Here is a 26,660-nt window from a genome sequence, read left to right on the forward strand (position 1 = left end):
GCGCTCCCACGAAGCGCGCGGTGGGCTCACGGGGCCCGCGCCGGAGCGGCACGGGACGGCATCGGGGCGGCATCGGGGCGGCATCGGGGCGGGCACCCGGTTCGCGGTCAAGTGGGCTGCAAGCGTGGCGCTACCGGCCGGGCCTAGCGTCGCGGCATACCCCGACGACGACGCAGGTGAGTGAGCCCCATGTCCCCCGACACCTCCCCGAACGCCCCGAGCCCCTGGCGGCCGGGTGACGAACCCGACCTCGACCGCACCATCGCCTATCGCGTTCCCCGCACCGCCGCGAACGAGGCGCACACCGTGCGGCTGCCGTCCTGGACGGAGCCGGAGGAGATCGGCTCCGCCACCGTATCCGGGCCGGCGGCGCCTCCTGCGGGCCGGGGCCGCCGGGGGCGTGGCTGGATCCTCGCGCTGGTGGCCGCCGTGCTCGTCGGGGTGGTCGGCGGCGGCGGCGTGTGGGCCGCCTCGAAGCTCAGCGGCGGCGGCGCGCAGCCGCAGGACGTGCTGCCCGCGAACGCGATCGCCTACGTCCGGCTCGACCTCGACCCGTCGGCCGGGCAGAAGCTCGCGTTGTTCGGCATCGCCCGCAAGTTCTCGGCCACCCGCGACGCCTTCGGCGGGGACGACCCGCGCGAGGCCCTGGTCAGCGCGCTGCAGAAGGGTGAGCCGGGTCTCTCGAAGGCCGACTACGCCAGGGACGTCGAACCCTGGCTCGGTGACCGCGTCGGCCTCGCCGTGCTCCCCGCCGACGGCGGCGGCGACCCCGTCGGAGCACTCGCCGTACAGGTGAAGGACGAGGCGGCGGCCCGGACGGGCATCGCCAAGATGGGCCTCGACGGCGGTAAGGGCGGCCTGGCGTTCCGCGAGGGGTACGCGATCATCGCCATGAGCCAGAAGCTGGCCGACGAGTACGTCAAGGCGGCGCCGCTGTCCGGCGAGCCGCACTTCGCCGCCGACCTCGACGCGCTGGGCGAGCCGGGCGTGCTGTCGTTCTGGATGGACGCGGAGAAGGTCGCCGCCGCCGGCTGGAGCGAGCTCGCGGCGACGCCCGTGCTGCGGCAGATCAGGGGCATGCGGTTCGCCGGCGCCCTCCGGTTCTCCGGCGACTACGCCGAGCTGGCCGGGATCACCCGCGGCGGCACGGCCGCACCGGGACGGCCCGAGCCGGTGAAGATCGGCGAGCTGCCCGCCTCCACGGTCGCGGCGGCCTCGATCTCCGGCCTGGGCGACCTGCTGCGCGAGCAGTGGCCGTCCGTCGAGCAGAGTGCGAGCGGCTCGGGCGGCGAGATGGTCCAGCAGGCCCTCGCCGAGGCGCGGACGCAGTACGGCCTGTCCCTGCCGGACGACCTCGCGACGCTGCTGGGCCGCTCCCTCACGCTCGCTTTGGACGAGCAGGACCTCGACGGTGCGCAGCCCCGGGTGGGCGCCGTACTCACGACGGACACCGCCAAGGCGCGTGACGTGGTGGACCGGCTCAAGGGCCACCTGAACGGCATGGAGAGGTCCGCCGGCATCGCCACCGCCGAGGGCGACGGGCGGTTCGTGATCGCGAGCACCCAGGAGTACGCCGACGCGCTGAACGGCGGCGGCACGCTCGGCGAGAGCGAGACGTTCCGCCTGGCCGTCCCTGACGCCGCGAACGCGACCTACGCCGTGTACGCCGACCTCGACCGGCTGGAGAAGCTGTATCTGGACGGCCTGAACGACCAGGGGCGCGCCGACGCCGAGAAGCTGCGGGCGGTCGGCCTGAGCGGCACCCACGGCGAGGACGGCTCGACCTTCGCCCTCCGCCTGGTCTTCAACTAACCCCCACCCCACCCTCTCCCCCGCCGTGATCTTGTAGTTTGTCGCACCAACGGCGGGTGAGCTACGGGTATCAGCATCTTGATCTTGCAGCGATCGATGCCAGAGCCGCCATACCAGGCAAAACACGATTCGCGATCTTGCACTTCGCGTCGAAATGCAAGATCACGAATCGCGTTTGCACCGATCCCGCGACCGCAGGCCAATCCTGCGCAAGATCACGAAAGGTCCCGTCGCAGGTCACAGGCGTGCGTGCGACTAACTACAAGATCACGTCGGCGGGTGGGGTGGTCAGGCCCAGAGTTGGCCTTCGAGGCGGTCCTCCGCCTCGTCGAGGGTTCCCTCGTAGGCGCCGGTGGACAGGTATTTCCAGCCGCCGTCGGCCACGATGAACACGATGTCGGCCCGCTCGCCCGCCTGGACGGCCTTGCGGGCCATGCCGAGGGCGGCGTGCAGGGCGCAGCCCGTCGAGATGCCCGCGAAGATGCCCTCAGTGGCCAGCAGCTCACGCGTCCGGCGCAGCGCGTCGGCCGAGGTCACCGAGTAGCGGGTGGTCAGCACGGACGCGTCGTACAGCTCGGGCACGAACCCCTCGTCCACGTTGCGCAGGCCGTAGACCAGCTCGCCGTACCGCGGCTCGGCGGCCACGATTTTCACGTCCGGCACCTGCTCGCGCAGGTATCGGCCGACGCCCATGAGGGTGCCCGTCGTGCCGAGCCCGGCGACGAAGTGGGTCACGGTCGGCAGGTCCGCGAGGATCTCCGGCCCGGTCGACTCGTAGTGGGAGCGCCAGTTGGCGGGGTTGCCGTACTGGTAGAGCATCACCCAGTCGGGATGCTCGGCCGCGAGGCCCTTGGCCACCCGGACGGCCTCGTTGGAGCCGCCCGCGGCCGGCGAGGAGATGATCTCGGCGCCCCACATGCGCAGCAGCTGGCGGCGCTCCTCGGATGTGTTCTCCGGCATGACGCAGATCAGCTTGTAGCCCTTGAGCCGGGCCGACATCGCCAGCGAGATGCCGGTGTTGCCGGAGGTCGGCTCCAGGATCGTGCAGCCCGGCGTGAGCAGCCCGTCCTTCTCGGCCTGCTCGATCATCCACAGCGCCGGCCGGTCCTTGACCGACCCCGTCGGGTTGCGGTCCTCCAGCTTCGCCCAGACCCGTACGTCGGAGGACGGCGACAGCCGGGGCAGACCCACCAGCGGCGTGCGCCCGACCGAGTCGATCAACGAGTCGAAGCGCATCTAGCGCGCTCCGCCCGCGACGGCCGGGAGCACGGTCACGGTGTCGCCGTCGGCGACGGGGGTGCCGAGCCCGCCGAGGAAGCGTACGTCCTCGTCGTTGAGGTAGACGTTGACGAATCGGCGCAGCCCGGCGTCGTCCACCAGCCGGTCCTTCAGGCCGGGGTGACGAGCCTCCAGGTCACCGATCAGCTCTTCGAGGGTCGCTCCCTTGGCGTTGACCGCCTTGGCGCCATCGGTGTAGCTGCGGAGGATGGTAGGAATGCGGACCTCGATGGCCATGTCGGCTCAATCTCCTTGATCAGTGGTCGTCGTTATGATGGGCGTCCACCTGCTCTGAACAGGGGCAGGCGGGCGGCGATTCCAGCGGTCTTCTTCCCCGGCGCCGAGTGGGCGGCCGGGTTCAGCGACAGTCGTAGACGACGACAGACGGCGTGTGCGCGAAGAGGAACGCCTGAACAGGAGATTCCGGGCGCACCCGGCGCGACAGGACAGCCGGTGACGACACGGGACGAGCGTCATCGTTAGCCATGGTTCAAGTTTAACCGTACGACTCTACGATCTTGACTTCCTCCTCGGTCACGACCCCGTCCACGATCCGGTAGGAACGGAAGGGCGTCTCCTCCTCGGAGGCGGTCGACACCAGCACATAGTGGGCGTCGGGCTCGGAGGCGTAGCTGATGTCCGTGCGGGAGGGGTACGCCTCGGTGGCGGTGTGGGAGTGGTAGATCACGACAGGCGCCTCGTCGCGGTCGTCCATGTCCCGCCACACGCGGAACTGCTCCATCGAGTCGAACCGGTAGAACGTCGGCGAGCGCTCGGCGTTCTCCATGGGGACGAACCGCTCGGGACGGTCCGACCCGGCGGGCCCGGCCACGACGCCGCACGCCTCGTCGGGATGGTCGGCCCGGGAATGGGCCACGATCTTGTCGACCAGCTCGCGTGAGATCGTCAGCATGCTGGGAAATTTACCAAAGCGCCCTGACAAGGGTGTCCTGCAGGTAGGTCAGCCAGTCGTAGGTCACGAACGCCGGATAGCGGGGGTCGTCCTCGGACATCGAGGAGATCTCCTCGTGGACCTCCTCGGTGATCTCCAGCCGCACGCCGAGCGCGAGGCGGACGTCGTTGATCGCCCGCAGCCACGCCTGCCCCTGCTCGGCCGTCAGCGCCAGCCTGCCCGGCGCCGCCGTCTCCAGCAGCGTGGTCGCGTCGGCGCGCTTGCCGTCGCGCAGCGTCGCCTCCGTGTAGCGCCGGAACTCCTGCGCCGCCTCCTCGTCCTCGGCGTACGCCGAGGGGAACAGCCGCGCCAGCACGGGGTCGGCCGGCGGGGACGCCGAGCCGATGCCCAGGGCGCGCTCCAGCGGGTCGTCGCCGGTGGTCCCCGGCTCGACCAGGCCGAGCACCTGCGACACCAGCGAGCGCAGGATCGACACCTCGCCCGCGTCGAGCTGGACGGTCACCCCGTCGCGCGTCGCCTGAAATCCCGTGCTCATCATTTGTCCTGCTGGACGGTCGCCCACAGGCCGTAGGAGTGAAGGATCTGCACGTCCCGTTCCATCTCCTCCCGGGTGCCGCTGGCGACGACGGCCCTGCCCTTGTGGTGGACGTCCATCATCAGCTTCTCGGCCCTCTGCCGGGGGTAGCCGAACACGGTCTGGAAGACGTACGTGACGTACGACATCAGGTTGACCGGGTCGTTCCACACGATCGTGAGCCACGGCAGATCGGGACGCACGTCCGACGACGGCCGCTCGACCTCGGCTGGAGCTGGGCTACCCACGTACCCATCCTGCACCACGACCGTCGTAGTCTTCGACACGTGCGCATGACCACGGGCACGGCCCTGCTCACCGACCGGTACGAGCTGACGATGCTCCAGGCCGCGCTCGCCGGCGGCGCGGCCGACCGGCGGGCGGTCTTCGAGGTGTTCGCCCGGCGGCTGCCCGGAGGGCGGCGCTACGGCGTGGTGGCCGGCACCGGGCGGTTCCTCGACGCGCTCGAGGACTTCCGCTTCGAGGAGCAGGACATCGAGTTCCTGTGCTCCTCCGGGATCGTGGACGAGCCCACCGGCGAGTTCCTCGCCGGCTACCGCTTCTCGGGCAACGTGTACGGCTACCGCGAGGGCGAGGCGTTCTTCCCCGGCTCACCGATCATGGTGGTGGAGGGGACGTTCGCCGAGGCCGTGCTGCTGGAGACCCTGGCCCTGTCGATACTGAACCACGACTGCGCGATCGCGGGGGCCGCCTCCCGGATGGCCCAGGCGGCCGGTGACCGGCCGCTCATCGAGATGGGCTCGCGCCGCACCCACGAGTACGCCGCGGTCGCCGCCGCCAGGGCCGCCTACCTGTGCGGCTTCGCCTCCACCTCCAACCTGATGGCCGGTCACCTGCACGGCGTGCCGACCGCGGGCACCGCCGCCCACGCGTTCACCCTGCTCCACGACTCGGAGGAGGACGCCTTCCGGGCCCAGATCGACTCCCTCGGGCTCGGCACCACCCTGCTCGTGGACACCTACGACGTGGCGAAGGCCGTACGGACCGCGGTGGAGCTGGCCGGGCCCGACCTCGGCGCGGTGCGGATCGACTCCGGCGACCTGGCGGTCGTGGCGGTGGAGGTGCGCCGCTTACTCGACGAGCTGGGCGCGAGCCACACCCGGATCGTCGTCACCGGCGACCTGGACGAGTTCGCGATCGCGGCGCTGGCCGCGGCGCCGGTGGACGCCTACGGCGTCGGCACCGCCCTGGCCACGGGGTCCGGCCATCCGACGGCCAGCCTCGTCTACAAACTCGTCGCGCGGGAGGACCGCACGGGACGGCTGCAGCCGGTCGCCAAGGCGTCGGTCGGCAAGCCGAGCATCGGCGGGCGCAAGTGGGCCTACCGCAGGACCGACGGCGGCACCGCGACCGCCGAGGTCGTCACCCGCGAGCCGGTGGAGACGGAAGGCCGCCCGCTGCTGGCCGAACTCGTGCGGGACGGCAAGGTCGTCGGCCGCGAACCCCTGGCGGCCGCGCGCGACCGCCACCGGGCGACTTTGGCCGAGTTGCCGCTGGAGGCGTGCAGCCTCTCCCCCGGAGACCCCACAGTCCCTACTATCTTCAAGTGATCGCGGAGGACCGGCGCATGAGGACGACGCCGGTCCTCCGTGATCGCCACGCTGAGGATCGCCGTTGCGAGGTGGCCCAATGAAGACCGCGCTCATCGTCGTGGACGTGCAGAACGACTTCTGCGAGGGCGGCAGCCTGCCGGTCGGCGGCGGCGCCGAGGTGGCCGCCGCGATCAGCCGCCATGTCCAGGAGCACGCGTACGACCACGTGGTCGCCACCCGCGACCACCACGTCGATCCCGGCGCCCATTTCGCGGCCGAGCCCGACTACACGGACTCCTGGCCGCCGCACTGCGTCGTGGGCACTTCCGGTGCCGGCTTCCACCCCGCCTTCGACACCTCGAAGGTCGAGGAGGTCTTCAGCAAGGGCGCGCACCAGGCGGCCTACAGCGGATTCGAGGGCGCCACCGCCGACGGCGTGGGCCTGGCCGCGTGGCTGCGCGAGCGCGGCGTTGAGGCCGTCGACGTCGTCGGCATCGCCACCGACCACTGCGTCCGGGCCACCGCCGTGGACGCGGCGGCGAACGGCTTCGCCGTACGGGTCCTGCTGGACCTGACGGCCGGCGTGGCCAGGGAGACGACCGAGTCGGCGCTCGCCCGCCTCGCCGAGGCCGGGGTGGAGCTCACCGGGGAGCCCGTCCTCCGCTCCTGACCCGCACGACGCCGCTCCCGGCCGTGCAACGGCACGCCCTGGGGAGACGCTCAGGACGGAGCCTGAGGGGAGGCACGGCGGAGGCACGGCGCGGCCGGCGTGTCGTCACAGCCGAGACGGCTTTAACAATTCGTGACGTACGAGGATGCGCCCGCAGGCGATAATCGGCGAGCCGATAACCCGGGCCCGCAGACGATTCGGCTGCGATGAATTCTTTAGTCGCAATCCATTTCTGCCGCATTCGCGCGCCCCAAACGTACGCCGAAAATTCTCCTCTGGATCTCCGTCACCGCACGTCATCGGGCCTCCGGGTGGCCGGAACACCTGGTCACCGCGAACAATCACCTCCGAGCGCGACGACTCAGAATGGGCGCCCACGTCTCATCCACGAAAACTCTTCTACCCAACCCGGAGCGATCTTGCTAGCGTATCTCGCGATACGCGAGTTTATCTGACCGTTACTTCCGGGCGGTTGCGCCCACGCCACAGGGATCACCCCAGGGGGAAGCGTGCTACAGGTCACGATCGTTCAGCAGGGTGTCTGGCACATGTCCAAGGAGTCGATGCCCCTGGCGGCGGGCTACCTCGCGGCGATGGTGCGGAGCGACCCGGAGCTGTCCGCGCGCAGCCGGGTCGAGATCGTCAACTATCCCGGCGCGGCCGGCCAGTGGGAGATGGCGACACGACTCCTCGGCGGTGATGTGCCGGACGTCCTGGCCTTCTCGGTGCTGGGCTGGAACGTCCGCCAGTTCGGCGCACTGGCCGAGACCTTCAAGCAGGTGAATCCGAAAGGGACCGTGATCTTCGGCGGCAACCATGTGTCGAACCAGGCGGAACGCACCCTGCGCCAGTGGCCCGTGGTCGATGTGATCGTCAACGGCGAGGGCGAACTGACCTTCGTCGACCTGCTCTCCCACATCGCCGACGGCAGGACCGACCTCGCCGACGTCGCCGGCATCTCCTACCGGGACGCCGACGGTTCCATCCGCACCACGGCCGAGCGGGCGCGGATCGAAGACCTGGACATCATCCCGTCGCCGATCCTGAACGGTGTGCTCCCACTCCAGGACGACACGGGCGCCTTCCGTTACGACGTCGCGCTTCTGGAGACCAACCGGGGCTGCCCCTACCACTGTTCCTTCTGCTACTGGGGCGGAGCCGTCGGTCAGCGTGTGCGGTCCTTCTCCCGCGGGCGCCTGCGCGCCGAGCTGGAGGCCCTCGCCCGGTCCGGAGCCGAGACGGTGGTGCTGTGCGACGCGAACTTCGGGATCCTGCGCGCGGACCTGGAGTTCGTGGAGGACCTGGTCGAGGTGCGGCGCAGATACGGCTACCCCCGGGCCCTGGAGAGTTCCTGGGCCAAGAACAAGTCGAAGACCTTCTACGAGATCGTCGACATCATGCGCAGGGAGGGCATCCGCAGTTCCTTCACCCTCGCACTGCAGACGCTCAGCGACGACGCCCTGGCCACGATGAACCGCACGAACATGAAGATCAACGCCTGGAAGGACCTGACGGAGCGCCTGTCGGCGGACGGGATGGACATCTACGCGGAGCTGATCTGGGGCGCTCCGGGAGAGACGCCGGAGTCCTTCCTCAAGGGATACGACGAACTCGCCCGGCATGTCTCCCGGATCGCGGCCTATCCCCTGATCCTCCTGCCGAACACCGACTACGTGGAGCGCAAGGATCTCTACGGCTTCGTCACCATCCGCGGCGACCGGGACGACTTCGAGTACGTGCTGGCGAACAAGGACATGACGCTGCGGCAGAACCTGAGCATGCAGCGGTTCCTCTTCTGGGCCCGGTTGCTCGCCGAGAACCTGGTCCTGCGCCACGTGTTCCCGGCCCTGCGCGCTGTCGGCGGCCGCCGCCAATCGGAGGTGATCCTCTCCATCGCCGACCACGTCGAAGGCCGGCAGGGCGCGGGCGCCCAGCTTCTGCGCCGGGCGGCGGCCAACTCCACGGCCGATCCGGACTCCCTGTCACCGGCCCTGGAGTTCTGCTTCACCTCACCGGAGTTCGACGAACTCGTGATGGGCTGGTGGAAGGCGGAGGGCCCGTCCCTCGTGGCGGCGCCGTGGGTGGAGCCGCTGTCCGAGCTCGTCCGCTTCGACCTGGACTCCCGCCCGCTCCCGGACGCCGCGACGCGCGGCCCGTACGAGATCCTCACCGAGGTGCGGGACGGCGAACACGTGCTGGTCGCGGTGCGCGACTACGAGTACGACGTCCTGGGCATGTGCCACGGGGTTCCGGAGGATCGGCGGGACGAGGGACCCCGTCCCAGCCCCACCACCATGGAACTGTGCTGGAAGGCGGGCTTCGCGGAATTGGCGGCGTCCACCAACCACGAGGAGACCGCCCACTACGTGGCCCGGTCCCGTCGCCTCGACGGCGCCCACCGGCCGCCCGTCGCGCGCTGATCACGGGACACGCCGACACCGTCGATGGACGCACAGGTCTCCCACCCCCCACGGGTCAGCTATCGCACCCTCCTGATCCCTCGCGCCCGGCGACGGCTGGTCGTCACCGGCGCGCTCTCCCGCCTGCCGCTCGCGGGAGCGGGCGTGGCGATCGTCCTCGCCGCGGGCGGCGCCACCCACTCCTACGGCCTCGCCGGCACGGCCTCTGCCCTGTATGTGATCGCGGCATCCGTCATGGCGCCCCTGCACGCCCGGCGGATGGACCGGATGGGCCAGCGCCGGGTGCTGCTCGTCGCCGGCACCGCCCAGGCGGCCGCCTTCGCCTCCCTGATGCTGGTCTGCCGCACGCCCGGATGGTGGCAGGTCCCGGGAATCATCACGGCCGCGGCGGTGGCCGGCGCCGCCCAGGTGGACATCGGATCCGCGGTGCGGGCCCGGTGGGCGCACGCCGTGCCGGACCGCGTCTCCCAGCAGACGGCCTTCCTCCTCGAATCCGTGGTCGACGAGCTGATGTTCATCCTCGCGCCCATGGCCATCACCGCCGTCACCTCCGCGCAGAGCTGGGCCGCGCCCGCGGTGGTCCTCCTCGGTCCGGCCGTGGGCTGGCTGCTGCTCGCCGGTCAGACCGGCACGGCCCCCCCTCCCCTCGGGAAGGGCGGCACCCACCCGGCCGGCCGGCGTCCCACCACCATGGCCGGTTCGCGTGCCCTCGTCGCCGCCTTCGTGGGCATCGGCGCCTACCTCGGCTCGATCGAGATCCTTCTCGTCGCCCTCGCCGACGCCGACGGAGAGCCGTACTGGGCCGGTTACGCGCTGGCGGCCTGGGCCCTCGGGAGCGCGGCGGCGGCTCTGCTGGCCGGGCCCCACCTCGGCCGTCTGGCCCCCGAACGGGTCTTCGTGCCCGCCATGGCCTGGATGACCGGTTGCGGCCTGCTCCTGCCGCTGGCCGGTCCCAAGCTGCCGTTGGTGATCGCCTGCTTCCTCGCCGGGATCGGCGCGGCCCCCTCCCTCAGCTCCGGCTTCTCCCTCCTGGGCCGTCGGACGGCCGGAGCTTCGGAAGGGATGAGCTGGGCCTCGTCCGGGATGGGCGCGGGCACCACCATCGGAGCGTTCAGCGGGGGCTGGCTGGCGGACCGGACGGGCAGCGGAGCGGCCTTCTGGCTGTGCGTGGTCTTCGGCGCGGCGGCCCTGACCATCGCCTGGCGGGCCACGTCGGGAGGTGACGCCGGCACAGCCGCCCAGCCGTCGGCCTGACCAAGGTCTCCCGTTTCCCGGTGTGGCGCGCCCCCACGTCAACAGCTTCACCGCGTAGCGTCATTGACGTATTACCGAGAGTGACGACCCTTCGTGGATTGGGGGCCCGATGTTCGCGTTCTCGCTCGGCCTGTGCTGGCTCGTCCTCACCCCGGCCTGTGTCTGGCTGCTCTTCGGCCGCGGCCACCGGGGTGCGCTTCGCGCCGCTGGCGCGCTGACCCTGGCGGCGCTGCAGACGGCCACGATCGCCCTGGGGTTCGCCCAGCCCGGAGCCGAGCCTGCCCGGACGGTCGCCGTACGGGACACCCGCGCCGCCGCCCCCGGGGACCGCGCCCCGGCCGCGCCCGGACAGGACGGGCAGAACGGGCAGGACACGCCGGGTGGCCCGGCAGGTACCGCCCCCTCGCCGGCGTCGTCCCCGTCCGTGGCGAGCGGCCGGCCCGCCTGCGACCAGCGGGTCACCACCCCCGACGCCGTACGACTGTCGTTCCACAAACGGGCCCTGCACGGCCTCACCGTCTACTGGCCCGCCACCATGCAACAGTGCGACACCGCGACGGTGGCGGTGCACCGGGCCGGGCATCGCCTGCGCATCTGGGTGCAGGAGGGCACGGAGGGCGCTGAGGGCGCGCGGCAGGAGGGGACGCACCGCGTTCCGATACGCGTGGAGGGGGGCGTTGCCTCCCTCAGCCTCCGGCTGAGCCCGGTCACCCGGCACCATCACCGCTACGTCGCCATCGACGGCCACACCGGCGACCGCATCCCACTTCGGTCTCACATGTCATAGTGAATGGCGATTCGCTATTGTCGGTTTTCCAGTGCCGGTGGAAACAAACACACGTGTCACTCACGCTTGCGGTGACCATTCATCACACCGGTATGGGTAATCCTTATCCCACCTAGAATGCCTCCGCGAATTTCCCGGATTATCACCCTCCGATGAAGGTGCGGAGCTGATAGCAATGCCCTCCATGCACCCGCCTTCGCAGCGAGCCCCCGGCCACGCTGCCCTACAGTTGGAGGACGCCCTATGACCGTGTCCACCCTCGAACAACGCGTCGAGCGCTTGGAGAATGATTTCGTGGAGCTGAGTGTGCATTGCCGCAAGCAGGCGATAGAGCACGCGTATGACGCGATGCAGATCAATTGGGACAAGATCGACGCGATGAGCGACCGCCTGGTCCGGGTCGAGCAGGTCGCCGGGGAGACGAGAGCGGACGTCGGCGTCCTCAAGCGGCAGATGGGCGTCGTAACGATCCGGCTCGACCGCATTGACGGCGAGATCAGCCGGCTGGACCGCAACGTCGAGAGTCTCAACGAACGCTTCGACGGACTCACCCAACGAGTCGACGGGCTCAACAACCGGGTCGACGGGCTGACCCAGCAAGTCGGCGACCTCACCAACCGCGTCGACGGCCTGACCGAACGCGTCGACGGGCTCACCGACCGAGTCGACGGGCTCACCCAGCAGGTCGGCGACCTCACCAACCGCGTCGACGGCCTCAACGACCGAGTCGACGGACTCACTGAACGCGTCGAGGGTCTCAGTGGGCAGATGGACAGGATGGCGGCGTCCAACGCGACGATGTTCGAGGCCATCCTCGAGCGACTGGACGGCCTGTCTGCCCAGGTCCGCCTGAACCAGCACGCTTCGGTGCCTGGAACCGCGCCCGACGGAGACTGACGACGTCCCTCGCCGTCCTGTCAGGGGCGGCGAGGGACGAGCCGGATCACTTGCGCTGGGTGGCCCACTTACGGATCATCGCGACTCGCTCGCGGATCTGCTCGGCGGTGGCCTGCGCGATGGCGGGGCCGCCACAGGCCCGGCGCAGCTCGGCGTGGATGACGCCGTGCGGCTGGCCGGTGCGGTGGTTCCACGCGCCGACGAGGCCGTTCAGCTCCTTGCGGAGCTCGGCGAGCTGCTCGTGCGGCGCGAGAGCGGGCGCGTCGTCCTCGCTCCCCTTCTTGGTCTTGCGCTTGGCCGCCTGCTGGTCGGCCTGACGCTTGCGCAACAGTGAGGCCACCTGGTCGGGCTCCAGCAGGCCGGGAAGGCCGATGAAGTCCTCCTCCTCCGGCGAGCCCGGCGCGGCGGCGGTGCCGAACTCGCCGCCGTCGAACAGCACCCGGTCGAAGGTCGCGGACGCCTCCAGCGTCTGGAAGGGCAGCTCGTCGCCGAGGGCGTCGGGCTGCTTCTTGTCCTGCTGGGCCTGTTCGAGCAGCAGGTCGTCGAGGCCGTCCTCGTCGCGGCGGCGGCCCAGCACGTGGTCGCGCTCTTCCTCCATCTCGCCCGCCAGGCCCATCAGGACGGGCACCGAGGGCAGGAAGACCGACGCGGTCTCCCCCCGCTTGCGGGCGCGGACGAAACGCCCGACGGCCTGGGCGAAGAACAGCGGGGTCGAGGTGCTCGTGGCGTAGACCCCGACGCACAGCCGGGGGATGTCGACGCCCTCGGAGACCATCCGGACCGCGACCAGCCAGCGCCGGTCGGATGTGCCGAAGTCCTTGATCTTCTTGGACGCGCCCGGGTCGTCGGAGAGCACGACCTCGGCGCCTTCGCCGGTCACCGTGCGGATGTGCCGGGCGTAGGCGCGGGCCGACTCGTGGTCGGAGGCGATGACCAGCCCCGCCGCGTCGGGAACGCCCCGCCGCACCTCGGTGAGGCGCCGGTCGGCCGCGTGGATGACCTGGCGGATCCAGTCGCCCTTCGGGTCGAGGGCGGCCCGCCACGCCTGCGAGAGCTGGTCCTTGGTCAGCGGCGTGCCGAGGGTGGCGGCGATCTCGTCGCCCGCGCGCGTGCGCCACTTCATCTCTCCCGAGTACGCCAGGAAGATGACCGGACGCACGACGTTGTCGGCCAGCGCGGGGCCGTAGCCGTAGGAGTAGTCGGAGACGCTCCGCATCGCCCCCTCGCCGTCCTCGACGTAGGTGACGAACGGGATCGGGCTGTCGTCGGACCGGAACGGCGTGCCGGTCAGCCCGAGTCGTCTGGTCGCCGGCTCGAACGCCTCGCGGATGCCGTCGCCCCACGACTTCGCGTCGCCGGCGTGGTGGATCTCGTCGAAAATCACCAGTGTCTTGCGCGCCTCGGTGCGGGCCCGGTGCAGCGCCGGGTGCATCGCGATCTGCGCGTAGGTGACCGCCACTCCGACGTAGTCGCGTGAGGTGGCGCCCTGGCTGTTCTTGAACTCCGGGTCGATGCTGATCCCGACCCGGGCCGCGGCGTCGGCCCACTGCCGCTTGAGGTGCTCGGTGGGGGTGACGATCGTCAGTGCGCGCACGATCCCGCGGCTGAGCAGCTCGCTGGCGATCCGCAGCGCGTACGTCGTCTTGCCGGCGCCGGGGGTGGCGACGGTCAGGAAGTCGCGCGGCTCACGGCTGAAGTAGAGGTCGTATGCCTGCTGCTGCCATGCGCGCAGCTTCGGGGCGGTGCCCCAGGCGGCTCTGTCGGGGTAGGACGGGGAGAGGTGGGACGCGGCCGAAACGCTCAACGACGCCTCCCCGAACTCATCGGAACACTGGTGTCTCTATCGGTTCGCTCCCTCACAGTGGATTCAGACTAGCCCGCCGGACCGACAGGACGCGCCGAGCACACGCAGCCCGGTCGGAATTCGCCTGGTGTGGCGTCGAGCACATCGGAGTCGCCGGTGTCCTCACGCACGAGGGCGGACAGCCCTGGGAGCCAATCGCTCTCCCCGGCTGTCCGCCCTGGGTGCTATATGTGCGAACCCGCCGTCACAGCGTCTGCGGGGCAGTGCAGTTGGCCGTGGTGAGCGGCTGGAACGTGCCGATCGTCCCGGCGCCGCTCAGGGAGCTGACCGTGCAGTCGGAGCGGAGGATCGCGCCGTCCGCCCTGCGCACGGTGACCCTGACCTGGCCCGCGGCAGCGCCCGTGGCCGGGAACGCGACCCCGTTGGCCCCGGCCGGGACCGCCGTGCTGGGCGACCGGGCCAGGGAGATGTCGTAGTAGTAGCCGGTTCCGAAGACCGGCGTCAGGTTCGTCCAACTGCTGCCGTCGTGGACGAACACGTTGCCCCTGCGCGCCGACCCGGTGAAAGTCCGCGTGGCGGTCGGGGCGATGGCCGTCGCGCCGGCGGCGAATGTGAAGTTGGTGACGATGTCCGTGCTGTCGAGACGCGGGAAGGGAATGAACTTCTGCTTCTCCCCTCCGCCCTGTGGAGTGGTCGCCGCATGCGCGGCGGGGGCGATCTTCGTCGTGGTGGCATTCGCCGCGATCGAGCCCGACAGTCCAACCGCCGCGCAGGTCACCGCCGCCGCGGCGGACCACATCAGCAGGCGACCGGCGCCACGCGAACCAGAGGCCGAACTGCTCCTACGAGAAATCAATTTGATTTCCCCCCATGGTGAGAATTGGTCTTTCCGGGTCACCGCGTTTTTCGTGCGATGCGACACCGAAGATACCTGTCCGGAGAAACGCGGGCAGCGAGCCACTTATCGGATGCTGGCAAACAGATGTTACGCCTATTCCAAAGGCATCCCGACATTAGCGCTATCTCTACTGGTAACGGCACCAGCAGGCCATAACCGGAAAATCGCCCACGTATGCCAGAATTCGCGCGCACTCCGGCGAGAAATGTCGGACGCCGACGCCGGGCAAACGGGATGAAGAGCGGCCGCGGCCGCGGAAATCGAAAATCCCTCGGGCCGCCGGCCGGTGGTCACGAGTTCGCGTTGCCCGCCGTCATGCGGAGGCCTCAGGCGTTCGAGCACCGCGGCCACCGGGAGACCGCGTCACGCCGTCCCCCCAGCGGTTGCCGGGGAACGGCGGACCAAGCGCGTGATCAGCGGGCTCCCCACATCAGGCCCTCGATCTCGGCCCGCGACTGCGGACGGTCGGGATGGGCCAGCCCCAGCAGGACCGTGCTGCCGCCGTCCGGCCGGGTCAGCAGGGTCACCCGCATGAAGGCGGGCTCGTTCACCACGTCGGTGTACTCGGCGCGTACGGCCCGCGTGTGACCCGGCCGCCCGCCGACGGTCACCGCACGGTCGTCCAGCACCTCGACCTTGTCCCCGTGCAGCAGCAGTTGCGCGTAGAGATCGCTCAGGTCGATGACGGCCGAGCGCAGGTTGGGCGGGTCCACCCGGTCGCCGGAGCGGGCCATGACCGTGGCGCTGTCCCCGCGCGCGGCGACGGAGGTGAAGCCGGTCACCGGCGCGACCACGCCCTCCCGCCACTCCGGCGGCAACGTGTAGGAGACCCCGGCGATCTGGTCGTGGATCACTGTGGGGGGCGCGCTCTCGGCCCGGTGCAGCACCGTCACCACCACCGCGCCGATGACGGCGGCCGAGCAGACCAGCGCGAGACCTCCGACGAGAAGACGCCGCAACCAGCGCGGCATCGGGCGGGGAGGCGTCTCGGGCGCGCGGTAGCGGCTGGCCGACGGGGGCAGGTCGTCCTCGGGCTCCGGGGACTCCAGGCCCAGCGAGGGCCAGGCCGGGCGGTCGGCCTGCCGCCGCTCGGCGACCGGCGCACCGTACAGGCCGGTGAGGCTCTCCTCTGCGGAGTTCCGGTCCGGTTCACGGCCGGCGTACGGCCGTGTGGGCCACTGGGGAGACGCGGACGGCGCGGACGGCGCGGACGGCGTGGACGGCGTGGACGACCGCGGCGGCCCGCCCGGGGCGCCGTACGGGCGGGTGGGGCCCTCCTTGGACGGCGGGGTCTCCTCCCCTGCTGGGGGCCAGACCCGGCGCATCCACTGGTCATCCACAAAGCCTCCCCGGGCGGCCTGGCCGGGCGCGTGGGACGGAACCGGCGAGCGACTCGGCGCTCAGGGCCGGGCGCGAGACTTCGTGACCATGAACGCTGCTGTGGAGTTACTCACACCCGCGCCGCGACGTCAACGGCTCCGGCCGATTCGTCATCGCCCTGTTCCTCCTGACGATTGCGCATCGCCCTCCATGTCGTCGGCCGGGCCCTCGGGCCCCTGTGCGGCGAGGTTCGGCACCGGGTCGTCCGCGGCGCCCTCCGCGCGGTCCGCGGTGCCGTTCGTAACACCCTCCGTGGCGCCCCTCGTGGCACCGCTCGTGGCACCCTCCGCGCGGTCCGTGGTGCCGCTGGTAGCACCGGCGGCGGCCTCATGAAGCCCCGCGTCGGCTCCCTGCGGCTCGGGGCGGCGATAGGCGTCCCACATCTGGTGGACGCGTACGCCCTGGCCCGCGGTGAACTCGCGCATGCAGCGGTCCTGGGCGTAGTCCATGAAGTTGTGCATCGGGTCGCCGCCCGGGGCCGGGCAGGTGTCCTTCTTGGAGGGGCAGCCGTTCGTCGGGTACGCCTCGGCGGGAGTGTCGTCCACAGAGTCGCCCGGGGCCTTGCAGCCGTTCTCGAAGGTGTGCAGCAGGCCCAGCCAGTGGCCGATCTCGTGCACCGCCGTGAAGCCTCTGGCGAAGTCGCGCAGCGGGCCTCCGGGGACGCTCCGCCAGTCGATCACCACACCGTCCAGCACGGGCTCGTCGTCGTACCAGTACGGATAGGTGGAGTAGCCGAGCACGAGCCGGCTCAGCTGCGCGATGTACAGATTGAGCGTCTCGGGACCCCCGACGCGCAGCTTCTTCTTCATCGGTTCCTCGTAGCCGAGGGGGTCGCGGAACCAGCTCCGGTTGTCGGTGTGGGTGGTGCCCTTGAGCTCGAAGCGCACGCCGGTGTCGGCCCCGCCGTACCCGCCGGAGTAGGCGCTGTTCAGCACGGCGATCTGCCGGGACACGGCGGCGTCGGGCAGGCCCAGCGCGTGGTCCCTGATGATGTGCACCCACACCGGGACGGTGATCCGCTCGACGGTCTCGGCACCGCTCCGCCGGGCGTTCGCACCGCTCCCCGGCCGCGCCGTGACCTCCGGAGCCGCCGTGCGACCCGGGCCCGACGTGCCACCCAGGCCCGACGTGCCACCCGGAGCCGCCGTGCCACCCGGTGGCGCTGTGGCTCCGGACTGCGCGGCGTCTACCTGCCGCGCGGGCTGTCTCGGCCGCGCGGGTTGACTCGGCCGCGCGGGTTGACTCGGCTGCGCCGTCCCAAGCCTGCGGGCCAGGTCGGCCGCCATCCGGGCGACCTCGTCCGGCCCCGGCTCACGCGGCTCCAGGCCGTGCGTGAGCGCGCCCACGCCGTGCCGGCTGTGCGGAACGGGGTGACGGGCGAGGCAGGCGTCCGGCCGCGAGGGCGGCGATCCGCGCAGTCCGGCGCCGGCGAGACCACCGGTCGGCCCGGAGGCGGCGGACGCCTGGGCGGCGCACGCGCCGCCCAGCGCGTAAAGGCATGCAAGGACGACGGCGATGGGTCGCCGAACCATTCGTTCCCCCGATACGGCTGGTCAGAAGGCAGACCCTAGCCGCCGGGGAGACGATGATCCCGTATCGACACTCACTCGCCGGAGGGCTCGCCCTTGGGCAACCCCTCGTAGATCTCCTTGCACTCCGGGCAGACCGGATACTTCTTCGGGTCGCGGCTGGGCACCCAGACCTTGCCGCACAGGGCCCGCACCGGTGCGCCGGTCACGTAGCTCTCAGTGATCTTGTTCTTGTCGGCGAAGTGCGAGAAGCGCTCGTGGTCACCGTCGCCGTGCGAGAGCCGGGGTGTTACGTCGCTCTCGGGAAGAATCTTCGTGCCGCTCACGGATAGCAAGTCTACTGAGCGAGCGGGCGCCCGCGCCCCGGACGCGCGTACGGCCCCCGCCGGGGTGGCGGGGGCCGTACGGAACGGACCTGGCGTCAGCCCATGTGGACCGGGGCGCCCTCGGTCTTGCGGCCGGCCTTGACGAACAGGGCCAGCGCCGCCGCGACCAGGGCGACCGCCGTGCTCACGACGAAGCCGAGGTGCAGACCGTCCATGAAGGACAGGTGCGCCGCGTCGGAGAACGTCTTGGCCACCTGGGCCGGCAGCCCCGGCGGGGCCTGGCCCACCGAGGCGAGGGCCTTCAGCCCCGCCATCTCCTCAGGCTTGACGCCCTGCGCCACCGGGCCGAGGTAGCCGGGCAGCACGTCGGCGACCTTCGCGGACACGACCGCGCCCAGGATGGCGGTGCCGAGGGCGCCGCCGACCTGCATCGCGGAGTTCTGCACGCCGCCCGCGACGCCGCTCAGCTCCACCGGCGCGTTGCCCACGATGATCTCGGTGGCGCCGACGAACACCGGCGACAGGCCGAACGCGAGCAGCACGAACGGAATCGCGCTGTCGGCGAAGGCGGCCTCGACGCTGAGCCGCGACATGAGGAACATCGCGAAGGCGGTGATCACCATGCCGCCCGCGATGGTGATCCTCGGACCGAGCTTGCCGATGAGGACGCCCGCGATGGGCGAGGCGACGATCATGCCGGCGCTCATCGGCAGCATCCGCAGACCCGAGTCGAGCGGCGTGAGCCCGTGCACGCCCTGGAAGAAGAACGTGAGGAAGAACATCGCGCCGAACATCGCGAACGACATGAGGATCATGAGGACGGTCCCGATCGAGACCGAGGCGTTGCGGAACAGGCTCAGCGGCAGCAGCGGCTCGCTCGCCTTCGACTGCCAGAACAGGAACACGGCCCCGATCACCACGGTGGCGGCGAGGAAGCCGAGCGTCTTGGCGTCGCCCCAGCCCCATTCGGGGGCCTTGATGATGGCCCACACGAGCGAGAACATCGCGCCGGACAGCAGCACGACGCCGAGCCAGTCGACCCGGGACAGCATCGAGGCCCTGTTCTCCCGCAGCGCCCACAGCCCGAACACCAAAGCCACCACGCCGACCGGCACGTTGATGAAGAAGACCGACTGCCAGCTCACGTTCTCCACCAGGAGCCCGCCGACGATCGGGCCCGCCGCGCTCGACAGACCGATGATCGCGCCCCACGCGCCCATGGCCATGTTGAGCCTCTCACCGGGGAACGCCGACCTGAGCAACGCGAGTGCGGCGGGCTGGAGCAGCGCGCCGAACAGTCCCTGCAGCACCCGCAGCGCGATCAGCACACCGATCGAGGACGACAGTCCGATGGCGAGCGAGGTCAGCGCGAAGCCGGCGACGCCGATCAGGAAGACGCGTTTGTGCCCGAACAGGTCGCCGAGCTTGCCCGCGGTGATCAGGAAGACCGCCAGCGCGAGCAGGTAACCGCTGGTCACCCACTGCAGGTCCGCCAGCGTCGCCTTGAGTTCGACCTGGATGACCGGGTTCGCGATCGCCACGACCGTGCCGTCGAGCATGACCATGATCACGCCGAGCGAGACGGCGAGCAGCGTGAGCCATGGATGCCCCTGGCCTCGTTCCGGAGGCGCGTCGGCGTCCACCGATACGGCTTGAGTCATGAAGAGTCCCCCTTAGAACCGCTGAGTCAACCGCCAGCAATTTATGTCAGTCGATGACAGATGACAAATCCTTTTATCCGACATACGGTGACATCTGAAAGTTTGTGAACTGGCAGTTTCGAGGAGGTGGCCGCCGTGGGTCTACGCGAACGCAAGAAGCAGCGGACGCGGGACGCTCTGATCGACGCGGCCCTCGATCTCTTCCTCACCAAGGGCTACGAGGCGACGACCGTCGACCAGATCGCCGCCGAGGTGGAGGTCTCGCCCCGGACGTTCTTCCGGTACTTCGCCTCCAAGGAGGACGTGGCGCTCTCGCTGACCGCCGACGAGCAGCGGCTGCTCCTCGCGGAGCTGGCCGCACGCCCCGAGTCGGAGTCGCCGTTCACGGCGCTGTGTCAGGCGATGCGCTCGTTACTGCGGATACTACGAGAGGCGGATGACGCGGAGGCAGGCAGGTACCTGCGTTGCCAGAAGGTGGTGCACTCCACGCCCGCCCTGCTCGCCGGGACCATGCGGCTGATCAAGGAGAACGAGCGCAGGATGGTCGCCGAGGTGGCCCGCAGGCTGGGAGCCGAGCCGTGCGACCTTCAGCCGCAGTTCGTCGTGGCCGTCTTCGTCAGCGTCGCCCTCGCCTGCTTCGACGAGCGCACGCAGGACCCCGCCGTGCTGGCGCGCCGGCTGGAGGACCTGCTCGCGCTGGCCGAGCGTTCCCTGTGTCCCGGCTGGGACCAGCCCGTACGCTCCGGGGCGGCCGAGCCCGTCGCCGCCCCGGGCTGACCGCGGGGCGCGTCCTCACAGCAGGACGACGCACCCGCGCTCACGCAGCGGGCGGACACAGGCGGGGACCTCGTCGAACTTGATCCAGCGCAGGTCGAGCTTCTCCAGCCGCGGCAGCTCCGCGAGCCCGCCGGGCAGTGTGGACAGGCGGGTCGCCCGCAGGTCGAGGTGGGTCAGTTCGGTCAGGCCCGCGACGGAGTCGGGCAGCCGTTGCAGGGGGTTGCCGCGCAGATCGAGGTGACGCAGCGCGCGCAGCCCTCCGATCGCCTCGGGCAGCGCGGCGAGGCGGTTGTTCCTGAGGTGCAGCTCGCGCAGCCCGGTCAGGCGGCCGATCGTCTCCGGCAGCGTGGTCAGCCGGTTGTCGTGGGCACGCAGCTCGTGCAGGCCGGTCATGCCGCCGATCGTCTCCGGCAGCGCGGCCAGCCGGTTGTCCGCCAGGTTGAGATAGCCGAGCCGGTCGAGCCGTCCCAGCGAGGCCGGCACCGACGTGAACCCGTTGTCGCTCAGGTAGAGGTAGTCCGTGAGGCAGGGCAGGTCGCCGATCTCCGCGGGCACCTCGCACAACCGGTTGTGCCCCAGGTCGAGCATGCGCAGCTCGCGAAGGCGGCCGAGGCCGGGAGCAAGGTCGGCGATCTCGTTCTCCGCCAGGTTGAGCGACCGCAGCCGGCTGAGCCGCCACAGGGCGTCCGGCACCGCGGTCAGCGCGTTGCGCCCGGCGCTGAGGTGTTCGAGCGAGGTGAGACGGCCCAGTCCCGGCGGAAGGGCCGCGATCCGGTTGCCGTAGAGCAGCAGGACCCGCAGCCGCTCCAGGCTCCCGATCCAGCCGGGCAGCGTCGTGAGCGCGTTCCCGTCGAGGTCGATGTGGCGCAGCGCGGCCAAGTTGCCCACGGCCGCGGGCAACGACGACAGCCCCGCACCGGGCGCCACCAGGGCGACCGGCACACCGCCGGCGAACCGCACGGCCCCCGCTGGCGCCCACTGCGGTCCTGACCCGCCGGGACGGGGCACACCGGGACGGGACACGCCGGGACGGGGCACACCGAGATCGGGCATGGCAGCCGACTCTACCGACGACCTCCGCAGCCTCGCACGCAGCGGCCGGCCGGTGAACGTTTCATCGGGATGACGCGGCCCGGGTGAGGCCCGCGGCGGGAGATCGCGCTGGTCCGATGGCACGTGCCGCAGAACCGGTTCAGTAGCGCCAGGCCCGTCGACGATCGCACGGGAGCCCTCTCCTGTACGGCCCCGGTTCCCCCTGCCTATCGTGCGTGAGGCGCCCCCCAAGGCGCCGTTCCCCCCACCCGAGGTGCAGAAATGAGAAGACGTTTCATCGCCGTGGGCGCGGCCGTCCTCGCCCTCCTGACGTCGGTGATCGCGATGACCCAGAGCGCGCAGGCCGCGACCGGGCTCCACGTCAGCGGCACGAAGGTACTCGAAGCCAACGGGAACCAGTTCATCATGCGGGGCACCAGCCACGCCCACACCTGGTACGCGAGCCAGACGAGCTCGTTCGCGAACATCAAGTCCCTGGGCGCGAACACCGTCCGCGTCGTGCTGAGCGGCGGCCGCTGGACGGCCAACACGGCGAGCGACGTCGCCAACGTCATCGCGCTGTGCAAGCAGAACCGGTTAATCTGCGTGCTGGAGAACCACGACACCACCGGCTACGGCGAGCAGAGCGGTGCGTACACGCTCGACCAGGCGGTCGACTACTGGGTCGGCCTCAAGAGCGTGCTGACCGGCCAGGAGAACTACGTCGTCATCAACATCGGCAACGAGCCGTACGGCAACAACAACCCGTCCGCCTGGACCAGCGCGACCAAGAGCGCGATCAGCAGAATGCGGACGGCCGGATTCCAGCACCTGCTGATGGTCGACGCGCCGAACTGGGGCCAGGACTGGCAGTTCGTCATGCGCGACAACGCCGCCTCGGTCCTCGCCGCCGACCCCCAGAAGAACACCGTCTTCTCGATCCACATGTACGGCGTCTTCGACACGGCGGCCGAGGTCACCGGTTATCTCCAGGCGTTCCAGACCGCCGGCCTGCCGCTGGTGATCGGCGAGTTCGGCAACATGCACTCGGACGGCGACCCCGACGAGGACACGATCATGTCGCAGGCCCAGGCGCGGGGCGTCGGCTACCTCGGCTGGTCGTGGAGCGGCAACGGCGGCGGCGTCGAATACCTGGACCAGGTGACGAACTTCAACGTCAGCCAGCTCACCTCGTGGGGCCAGCGGCTCTTCAACGGCGCAAACGGCGTCAGGTCCACCGCCAAGGAGGCAACGATCTACAGCGGCCAGCCGCCGGTGAGCCCGTCGCCCAGCCCGTCCACCTCCCCCAGCGCCTCCCCCAGCGCCTCCCCCAGCGCCTCCCCCAGTGCCTCGCCGAGCGCGTCCCCGAGCCCCAGCCCGTCCCCCAGCGGTGGCGCCAAGGGCTGCTCGGCGACGTACAAGGTCTCCAACCAGTGGGGCGGCGGCTTCCAGGGCGAGGTGACCGTCACGGCCGGCTCCGGCGCGGTCTCCAGCTGGACCGTGACCTGGACGTACGCCAACGGCCAGGCGATCACCCAGGCGTGGAACGCCACGGTGACATCGAGCGGATCGTCGATCACCGCCAAGAACGTGAGCTACAACGGCGGCCTCGGCGCCGGAGCGTCCACCTCGTTCGGGTTCCTCGGCTCCTGGAACGGCGCCAACGCGGCGCCGGCGGTGAGCTGCACCGCGAGCTGAGACACGGCGCGTCACCCACGGCCGGGCGTGCTCCCCGCGCCCGGCCCCGGCGTGTCACCGGGTGTCACCGCCCGTCACCGTACGTCTCACCGCGCGACCCGGCCGGGGCGTGCCGGGGATCAGTTGAGCAGGATCAGTTGAGCAGGATCAGTTGAGCAGGGGGTCGTCGGGGAAGGTGGCGACCAGTGCGAGGTCCCCCTTCTGCCTGCGCAGCACGGTGCGCCACAGCGTGTCCGGGTTCGGGTGGAAGGTGTCGCCCGGATCGGAGTCCACGACGTACCAGGCGCCTTCCTGAAGCTCGTTGTCGAGCTGTCCCGCGGTCCAGCCCGCGTAGCCCGCGAAAATCCGCATCTGGGAGATCTCCCCCGCCAGGATCTCCGGGGGCGCGTCGAGGTCCACCGTGCCGAGGCGCGAGACCGCCGCCCTGCCCTGCAGCCGGCGCCAGCCGAGCGGCTCCTCGCCGCTGAGCACGACGGCGAGCGCGAGCGCGCTGTCCGTCTGCACCGGGCCCCCCTCGAACAGCACCGGAGGGCCCGTGACCAGGGCGTCCCAGGACGGTAAGACCTGGGTCACGGAGACCTCGCTGGGCCGGTTGAGCACCACGCCCAACGTCCCGCCGTCCTCGTCGTGCTCCAGGACGAGCACCACGCTACGCCGGAAGTTGGGGTCGTCGAGCAGTGGCGTCGCTACAAGCAACCCGCCGACGTAGATCGCCTCCGCCATACATCCCATCATGAAGGAGGATTGCGGATTCGTGCACGCCGACCCCGATTTGCCGTGTCATATTACTCAGCGTGACACTCTGTCACCAATCGTGAGTCGATCAGGCCTCGGTGAAACCGCGCGCCCTGCCGCCGGCCGACTCTCGTACGGCCGCCGCCACCGCGTTGGCCACGTCGGGGTGGAAGACGCTGGGGATGATGTAGTTGGGGCCGAGCTCCTCGCTCGTCACGACCGCGGCCAGCGCGCGGGCCGCCGCGAGGAGCATCTCCTGTGTGACGCCGTCCGCCTGAGCGTCGAGCAGGCCGCGGAACACGCCCGGGAACGCCAGCACGTTGTTGATCTGGTTGGGGTAGTCCGACCGGCCCGTGGCCACGACCGCCGCGTGCTCGCGGGCGTCGTCCGGGGAGACCTCCGGCTCGGGGTTGGCCAGCGCGAACACCACCGCGTCCTTCGCCATGGTGGCGACGTCGTCCCCGGTCAGGATCCCCGGCGCGGAGACGCCGATGAAGACGTCGGCGCCCTTGACCGCGCCGCGCAGGTCGCCGCCGTACCCCTCGCCGTTGGTGTGCTCGGCGATCCACCGCAGCGACTCGTCGAGGTCGTCGCGGCCGAGGTGCACGGCCCCGAGATAGTCGCAGACGACGACGTTCCTCGCCCCGGCCGCCAGCAGCAGGCGCAGGACGGCGGTGCCGGCCGCGCCTGCGCCGGCCATCGCGATCCGCACCTCGGAGATCTCCTTGCCGACGACCTTCAGCGCGTTCGTCAGCGCGGCGAGCACGCAGATGGCGGTGCCGTGCTGGTCGTCGTGGAAGACCGGGATGTCGAGCAGCTCACGCAGCCGCCGCTCCACCTCGAAGCAGCGCGGCGCCGAGATGTCCTCCAGGTTGATGCCGCCGAAGCCCGGCGCGATGGCCCGTACGGTGGCGACGATCTCGTCCACGTCCTGCGTGTCGAGGCAGATGGGCCAGGCGTCGATGCCGGCGAACCGCTTGAACAGGGCGGCCTTGCCCTCCATCACCGGCAGTGCGGCGGCGGGGCCGATGTTGCCGAGGCCGAGGACGGCCGAGCCGTCGGTGACGACGGCGACCGAGTTCCGCTTGATCGTGAGGCGGCGGGCGTCCTCGGGGTTGCGCGCGATCGCCAGGCTGACCCGCGCCACCCCCGGCGTGTACGCCATCGACAGCTCGTCGCGGTTGCGCAGGGGGACCTTCGACTGCATCTCGATCTTGCCGCCGAGGTGCATGAGGAAGGTCCGGTCGGAGACCTTGTGGATCGCGACGCCCTCGACCGCGCCGAGGCTGTCCACGATCGCCTGCACGTGGTCGGCGTCCTTGGCCGCGCACGTCACGTCGATGCGGAGCTTCTCGTGACCGGCGTTGGTCACGTCGAGGGCGGTCACGACGCCGCCCGCGTTCTCCACCGCGTGGGTGAGCAGGCTGACCGCCTTGCCCCCTGCGGGCACCTCGAGGCGCACGGTGATCGAGTAGGACACGCTGGGCACGGTGGCCACGTCTATCCGCTCCTTTGCGGGTGATGCCTGGCCGTGCTCTCCCGGCTGCTCCAGTGGGGCGTGGCCTCCGCATGGCGGCCACGCTCGCGCATCCGGCCGGACGGCTCATGGGTGCTATCCATCGTGCCATCCCCGGCGGGATGTTTCAGCCCGTGCCCGGGCTGCCCCACCACGCGCCATGCCCGTCCCGCACCCAGCCGTGCCGCCGGCCCGGGCGGGCGCGGGCGGGAACCGATCAGAAGAGCGCGTTGGCCAGCGCCCTGCGCGCCCGCGACACGGACGGGTCGTCGGCGGGCAGCGCGTCGAACAGCCCCAGCAGGTGGACGCGCGCCTTGTCCCTGTCGGCGCCCCGGGTGCGCCGCACGACCGCGACGAGCCGGTCGAACGCCTCGTCCACCTGGCCGTTCACCATCTCCAGGTCGGCGGCCTGGGTCTGCGCGTCCACGTCGTCGGCGTTCCCGGCGACCCGGCGCTGCACGTCGGCCGGATCGAGGTCCTGCGTGCGCTGCAGCAGCCCGACGCCGGCGAGGCCGATCTTCGCGCCCTCGTCCGACGGCGACCTCGCCAGCAGGCGCTCGTACGCCACGGCCGCGGCGTCCAGGTCGCCCTTCTCCACGGCCTCCTCGGCCGCCAGGAGCTCGGGGTCGACCGGCGGCTCGGCGGGCTCGTCCTCGGCGGGCGCGGCCGGCTCCATGCCGAGCTGCTCGAACACCTGCGACAACGCCTGCCGGAGCTGCGCCTCCGGCAACGGGCCCTCGAACAGGGGCATGAGCTGCCCCTGGAAGGCCAGATAGACGGTGGGCACCGCGCGCATCCGCAGCGCCTGGGCGAGCTGCGGGTCGGCCTCAACGTCGACCCTCGCCAGCACCCACGCGCCCGCCGCCTCCGCGGCCAGCTTCTCCATGACGCCGCTGAACTGCCGGACCTGCTCGGCCCTGCTCACCGTCGCCTCGACGATCACGGGAACGCTCAGGGAGCGCTCCACCACCTCGGCGTTGAAGGTGGCCGAGGTCACCTCGATGACGTCCGCCGAAGCGGCTCCGGACGGCCCGGCGGCCTCACGCCGCGCCTGGGCCTCAAGTGTCTGCTTGCGTGCGCCGAGGTCCACGGCGCCGTAGAGCGATCCAGGTCGAGAGAAGTCCGCTGCCATACCCCCAATCCTGC

Annotated in this window: 24 protein-coding genes; 9 read left to right on the top strand and 15 right to left on the bottom strand. The window is 70.8% G+C overall.

Annotated features, from left to right (window positions below; all coding sequences use genetic code 11):
- Positions 1-189 precede the first annotated feature (189 nt).
- A complete protein-coding gene (locus tag ACGFIB_RS27690) occupies positions 190-1,812 on the top strand; it encodes a DUF3352 domain-containing protein (RefSeq protein WP_393376057.1) in 1,623 nt (540 codons plus the stop codon).
- A gap of 288 nt (positions 1,813-2,100) precedes the next feature.
- On the opposite strand, the gene ACGFIB_RS27695 is transcribed toward ACGFIB_RS27690, so the two are convergent.
- The 5 genes from ACGFIB_RS27695 to clpS form a co-directional block, all read right to left on the bottom strand.
- On the bottom strand, positions 2,101-3,048 hold the full coding sequence (locus ACGFIB_RS27695) for a PLP-dependent cysteine synthase family protein (protein ID WP_393376058.1): 948 nt from the start codon (positions 3,046-3,048) through the stop codon (positions 2,101-2,103).
- Positions 3,049-3,327: a MoaD/ThiS family protein gene (locus ACGFIB_RS27700; RefSeq protein WP_142571489.1), complete on the bottom strand. Its 279-nt coding sequence runs from the start codon at positions 3,325-3,327 to the stop codon at positions 3,049-3,051. It lies immediately after the preceding gene.
- A gap of 259 nt (positions 3,328-3,586) precedes the next feature.
- Entirely contained in the window at positions 3,587-4,003 is a 417-nt protein-coding gene (locus tag ACGFIB_RS27705; RefSeq protein WP_142571490.1) for a M67 family metallopeptidase, read from the bottom strand.
- Between the two features lie 10 nt (positions 4,004-4,013).
- Positions 4,014-4,538 carry a DUF2017 domain-containing protein gene (locus ACGFIB_RS27710; protein WP_142571491.1) on the bottom strand — a complete coding sequence of 175 codons (525 nt, stop codon included), beginning with the start codon at positions 4,536-4,538 and terminating at the stop codon, positions 4,014-4,016.
- Positions 4,538-4,825, bottom strand: coding sequence for an ATP-dependent Clp protease adapter ClpS (gene clpS, locus ACGFIB_RS27715; protein ID WP_142571492.1), 288 nt, complete (start codon positions 4,823-4,825; stop codon positions 4,538-4,540). The genes ACGFIB_RS27710 and clpS overlap by 1 nt, the downstream gene beginning before the upstream one ends.
- A gap of 45 nt (positions 4,826-4,870) precedes the next feature.
- Here clpS and ACGFIB_RS27720 point away from each other — a divergent pair, with 45 nt between their 5' ends.
- From ACGFIB_RS27720 to ACGFIB_RS27745, 6 genes are all read left to right on the top strand, one after another.
- Positions 4,871-6,148 carry a nicotinate phosphoribosyltransferase gene (locus ACGFIB_RS27720; RefSeq protein WP_191053516.1) on the top strand — a complete coding sequence of 426 codons (1,278 nt, stop codon included), beginning with the start codon at positions 4,871-4,873 and terminating at the stop codon, positions 6,146-6,148.
- 79 nt (positions 6,149-6,227) lie between these two features.
- Positions 6,228-6,800, top strand: a complete 573-nt coding sequence (locus tag ACGFIB_RS27725) for a nicotinamidase (RefSeq protein WP_357244761.1) — start codon at positions 6,228-6,230, stop codon at positions 6,798-6,800.
- A 509-nt stretch (positions 6,801-7,309) separates the two neighbouring features.
- Positions 7,310-9,220 carry a KedN5 family methylcobalamin-dependent radical SAM C-methyltransferase gene (locus tag ACGFIB_RS27730; protein WP_357261402.1) on the top strand — a complete coding sequence of 637 codons (1,911 nt, stop codon included), beginning with the start codon at positions 7,310-7,312 and terminating at the stop codon, positions 9,218-9,220.
- Positions 9,221-9,244: 24 nt separating this feature from the next.
- Entirely contained in the window at positions 9,245-10,474 is a 1,230-nt protein-coding gene (locus ACGFIB_RS27735) for an MFS transporter (RefSeq protein WP_393376060.1), read from the top strand.
- Positions 10,475-10,583: 109 nt separating this feature from the next.
- On the top strand, positions 10,584-11,261 hold the full coding sequence (locus ACGFIB_RS27740; RefSeq protein WP_393376062.1) for a hypothetical protein: 678 nt from the start codon (positions 10,584-10,586) through the stop codon (positions 11,259-11,261).
- Between the two features lie 243 nt (positions 11,262-11,504).
- Positions 11,505-12,158 carry a hypothetical protein gene (locus ACGFIB_RS27745; RefSeq protein WP_393376064.1) on the top strand — a complete coding sequence of 218 codons (654 nt, stop codon included), beginning with the start codon at positions 11,505-11,507 and terminating at the stop codon, positions 12,156-12,158.
- Between the two features lie 46 nt (positions 12,159-12,204).
- On the opposite strand, the gene ACGFIB_RS27750 is transcribed toward ACGFIB_RS27745, so the two are convergent.
- From ACGFIB_RS27750 to ACGFIB_RS27775, 6 genes are all read right to left on the bottom strand, one after another.
- Positions 12,205-13,962, bottom strand: coding sequence for a DEAD/DEAH box helicase (locus ACGFIB_RS27750; RefSeq protein WP_142571497.1), 1,758 nt, complete (start codon positions 13,960-13,962; stop codon positions 12,205-12,207).
- A gap of 244 nt (positions 13,963-14,206) precedes the next feature.
- Complete coding sequence (locus ACGFIB_RS27755; protein ID WP_357244751.1) at positions 14,207-14,761, bottom strand: hypothetical protein; 555 nt, start codon at positions 14,759-14,761, stop codon at positions 14,207-14,209.
- 512 nt (positions 14,762-15,273) lie between these two features.
- Entirely contained in the window at positions 15,274-16,200 is a 927-nt protein-coding gene (locus ACGFIB_RS27760; protein ID WP_167748253.1) for a hypothetical protein, read from the bottom strand.
- 150 nt (positions 16,201-16,350) lie between these two features.
- Positions 16,351-17,772 carry a zinc metalloprotease gene (locus ACGFIB_RS27765; protein ID WP_393376065.1) on the bottom strand — a complete coding sequence of 474 codons (1,422 nt, stop codon included), beginning with the start codon at positions 17,770-17,772 and terminating at the stop codon, positions 16,351-16,353.
- A gap of 71 nt (positions 17,773-17,843) precedes the next feature.
- A complete protein-coding gene (locus ACGFIB_RS27770) occupies positions 17,844-18,104 on the bottom strand; it encodes a DUF3039 domain-containing protein (RefSeq protein WP_142571501.1) in 261 nt (86 codons plus the stop codon).
- 86 nt (positions 18,105-18,190) lie between these two features.
- Entirely contained in the window at positions 18,191-19,756 is a 1,566-nt protein-coding gene (locus ACGFIB_RS27775; protein ID WP_357244745.1) for a DHA2 family efflux MFS transporter permease subunit, read from the bottom strand.
- Between the two features lie 135 nt (positions 19,757-19,891).
- Between ACGFIB_RS27775 and ACGFIB_RS27780 the strand changes: the two genes are divergently transcribed.
- Positions 19,892-20,533, top strand: a complete 642-nt coding sequence (locus ACGFIB_RS27780; protein ID WP_167748254.1) for a TetR family transcriptional regulator — start codon at positions 19,892-19,894, stop codon at positions 20,531-20,533.
- Between the two features lie 15 nt (positions 20,534-20,548).
- On the opposite strand, the gene ACGFIB_RS27785 is transcribed toward ACGFIB_RS27780, so the two are convergent.
- Positions 20,549-21,586: a leucine-rich repeat domain-containing protein gene (locus ACGFIB_RS27785; RefSeq protein WP_393376067.1), complete on the bottom strand. Its 1,038-nt coding sequence runs from the start codon at positions 21,584-21,586 to the stop codon at positions 20,549-20,551.
- Positions 21,587-21,847: 261 nt separating this feature from the next.
- On the opposite strand from ACGFIB_RS27785, the gene ACGFIB_RS27790 reads away from it, so the two are divergent.
- Positions 21,848-23,263: a cellulase family glycosylhydrolase gene (locus tag ACGFIB_RS27790; protein ID WP_393376069.1), complete on the top strand. Its 1,416-nt coding sequence runs from the start codon at positions 21,848-21,850 to the stop codon at positions 23,261-23,263.
- 147 nt (positions 23,264-23,410) lie between these two features.
- Here ACGFIB_RS27790 and ACGFIB_RS27795 read toward each other — a convergent pair whose 3' ends face one another.
- The 3 genes from ACGFIB_RS27795 to ACGFIB_RS27805 form a co-directional block, all read right to left on the bottom strand.
- Entirely contained in the window at positions 23,411-23,986 is a 576-nt protein-coding gene (locus ACGFIB_RS27795; RefSeq protein ID WP_142571506.1) for a YqgE/AlgH family protein, read from the bottom strand.
- A 100-nt stretch (positions 23,987-24,086) separates the two neighbouring features.
- On the bottom strand, positions 24,087-25,496 hold the full coding sequence (locus ACGFIB_RS27800; protein ID WP_357261381.1) for an NAD-dependent malic enzyme: 1,410 nt from the start codon (positions 25,494-25,496) through the stop codon (positions 24,087-24,089).
- A 235-nt stretch (positions 25,497-25,731) separates the two neighbouring features.
- Positions 25,732-26,646 carry a tetratricopeptide repeat protein gene (locus tag ACGFIB_RS27805; RefSeq protein WP_142571508.1) on the bottom strand — a complete coding sequence of 305 codons (915 nt, stop codon included), beginning with the start codon at positions 26,644-26,646 and terminating at the stop codon, positions 25,732-25,734.
- Positions 26,647-26,660 lie beyond the last annotated feature (14 nt).

Origin of the sequence: Microbispora bryophytorum (assembly GCF_043197435.1) — a bacterium.
GTDB classification, from domain to species: domain Bacteria; phylum Actinomycetota; class Actinomycetes; order Streptosporangiales; family Streptosporangiaceae; genus Microbispora; species Microbispora bryophytorum.

Excerpts from the sequence above, each read along its gene's own strand:
- ACGFIB_RS27690 (WP_393376057.1), top strand. The coding sequence starts at position 190 with ATGTCCCCCGACACCTCCCCGAACGCCCCGAGCCCCTGGCGGCCGGGT.
- ACGFIB_RS27695 (WP_393376058.1), bottom strand. The coding sequence starts at position 3,048 with ATGCGCTTCGACTCGTTGATCGACTCGGTCGGGCGCACGCCGCTGGTG.
- ACGFIB_RS27700 (WP_142571489.1), bottom strand. The coding sequence starts at position 3,327 with ATGGCCATCGAGGTCCGCATTCCTACCATCCTCCGCAGCTACACCGAT.
- ACGFIB_RS27705 (WP_142571490.1), bottom strand. The coding sequence starts at position 4,003 with ATGCTGACGATCTCACGCGAGCTGGTCGACAAGATCGTGGCCCATTCC.
- ACGFIB_RS27710 (WP_142571491.1), bottom strand. The coding sequence starts at position 4,538 with ATGAGCACGGGATTTCAGGCGACGCGCGACGGGGTGACCGTCCAGCTC.
- ACGFIB_RS27720 (WP_191053516.1), top strand. The coding sequence starts at position 4,871 with ATGACCACGGGCACGGCCCTGCTCACCGACCGGTACGAGCTGACGATG.
- ACGFIB_RS27725 (WP_357244761.1), top strand. The coding sequence starts at position 6,228 with ATGAAGACCGCGCTCATCGTCGTGGACGTGCAGAACGACTTCTGCGAG.
- ACGFIB_RS27735 (WP_393376060.1), top strand. The coding sequence starts at position 9,245 with ATGGACGCACAGGTCTCCCACCCCCCACGGGTCAGCTATCGCACCCTC.
- ACGFIB_RS27740 (WP_393376062.1), top strand. The coding sequence starts at position 10,584 with ATGTTCGCGTTCTCGCTCGGCCTGTGCTGGCTCGTCCTCACCCCGGCC.
- ACGFIB_RS27745 (WP_393376064.1), top strand. The coding sequence starts at position 11,505 with ATGACCGTGTCCACCCTCGAACAACGCGTCGAGCGCTTGGAGAATGAT.
- ACGFIB_RS27755 (WP_357244751.1), bottom strand. The coding sequence starts at position 14,761 with ATGTGGTCCGCCGCGGCGGCGGTGACCTGCGCGGCGGTTGGACTGTCG.
- ACGFIB_RS27765 (WP_393376065.1), bottom strand. The coding sequence starts at position 17,772 with ATGGTTCGGCGACCCATCGCCGTCGTCCTTGCATGCCTTTACGCGCTG.
- ACGFIB_RS27775 (WP_357244745.1), bottom strand. The coding sequence starts at position 19,756 with ATGACTCAAGCCGTATCGGTGGACGCCGACGCGCCTCCGGAACGAGGC.
- ACGFIB_RS27785 (WP_393376067.1), bottom strand. The coding sequence starts at position 21,586 with ATGCCCGATCTCGGTGTGCCCCGTCCCGGCGTGTCCCGTCCCGGTGTG.
- ACGFIB_RS27790 (WP_393376069.1), top strand. The coding sequence starts at position 21,848 with ATGAGAAGACGTTTCATCGCCGTGGGCGCGGCCGTCCTCGCCCTCCTG.
- ACGFIB_RS27795 (WP_142571506.1), bottom strand. The coding sequence starts at position 23,986 with ATGGCGGAGGCGATCTACGTCGGCGGGTTGCTTGTAGCGACGCCACTG.
- ACGFIB_RS27805 (WP_142571508.1), bottom strand. The coding sequence starts at position 26,646 with ATGGCAGCGGACTTCTCTCGACCTGGATCGCTCTACGGCGCCGTGGAC.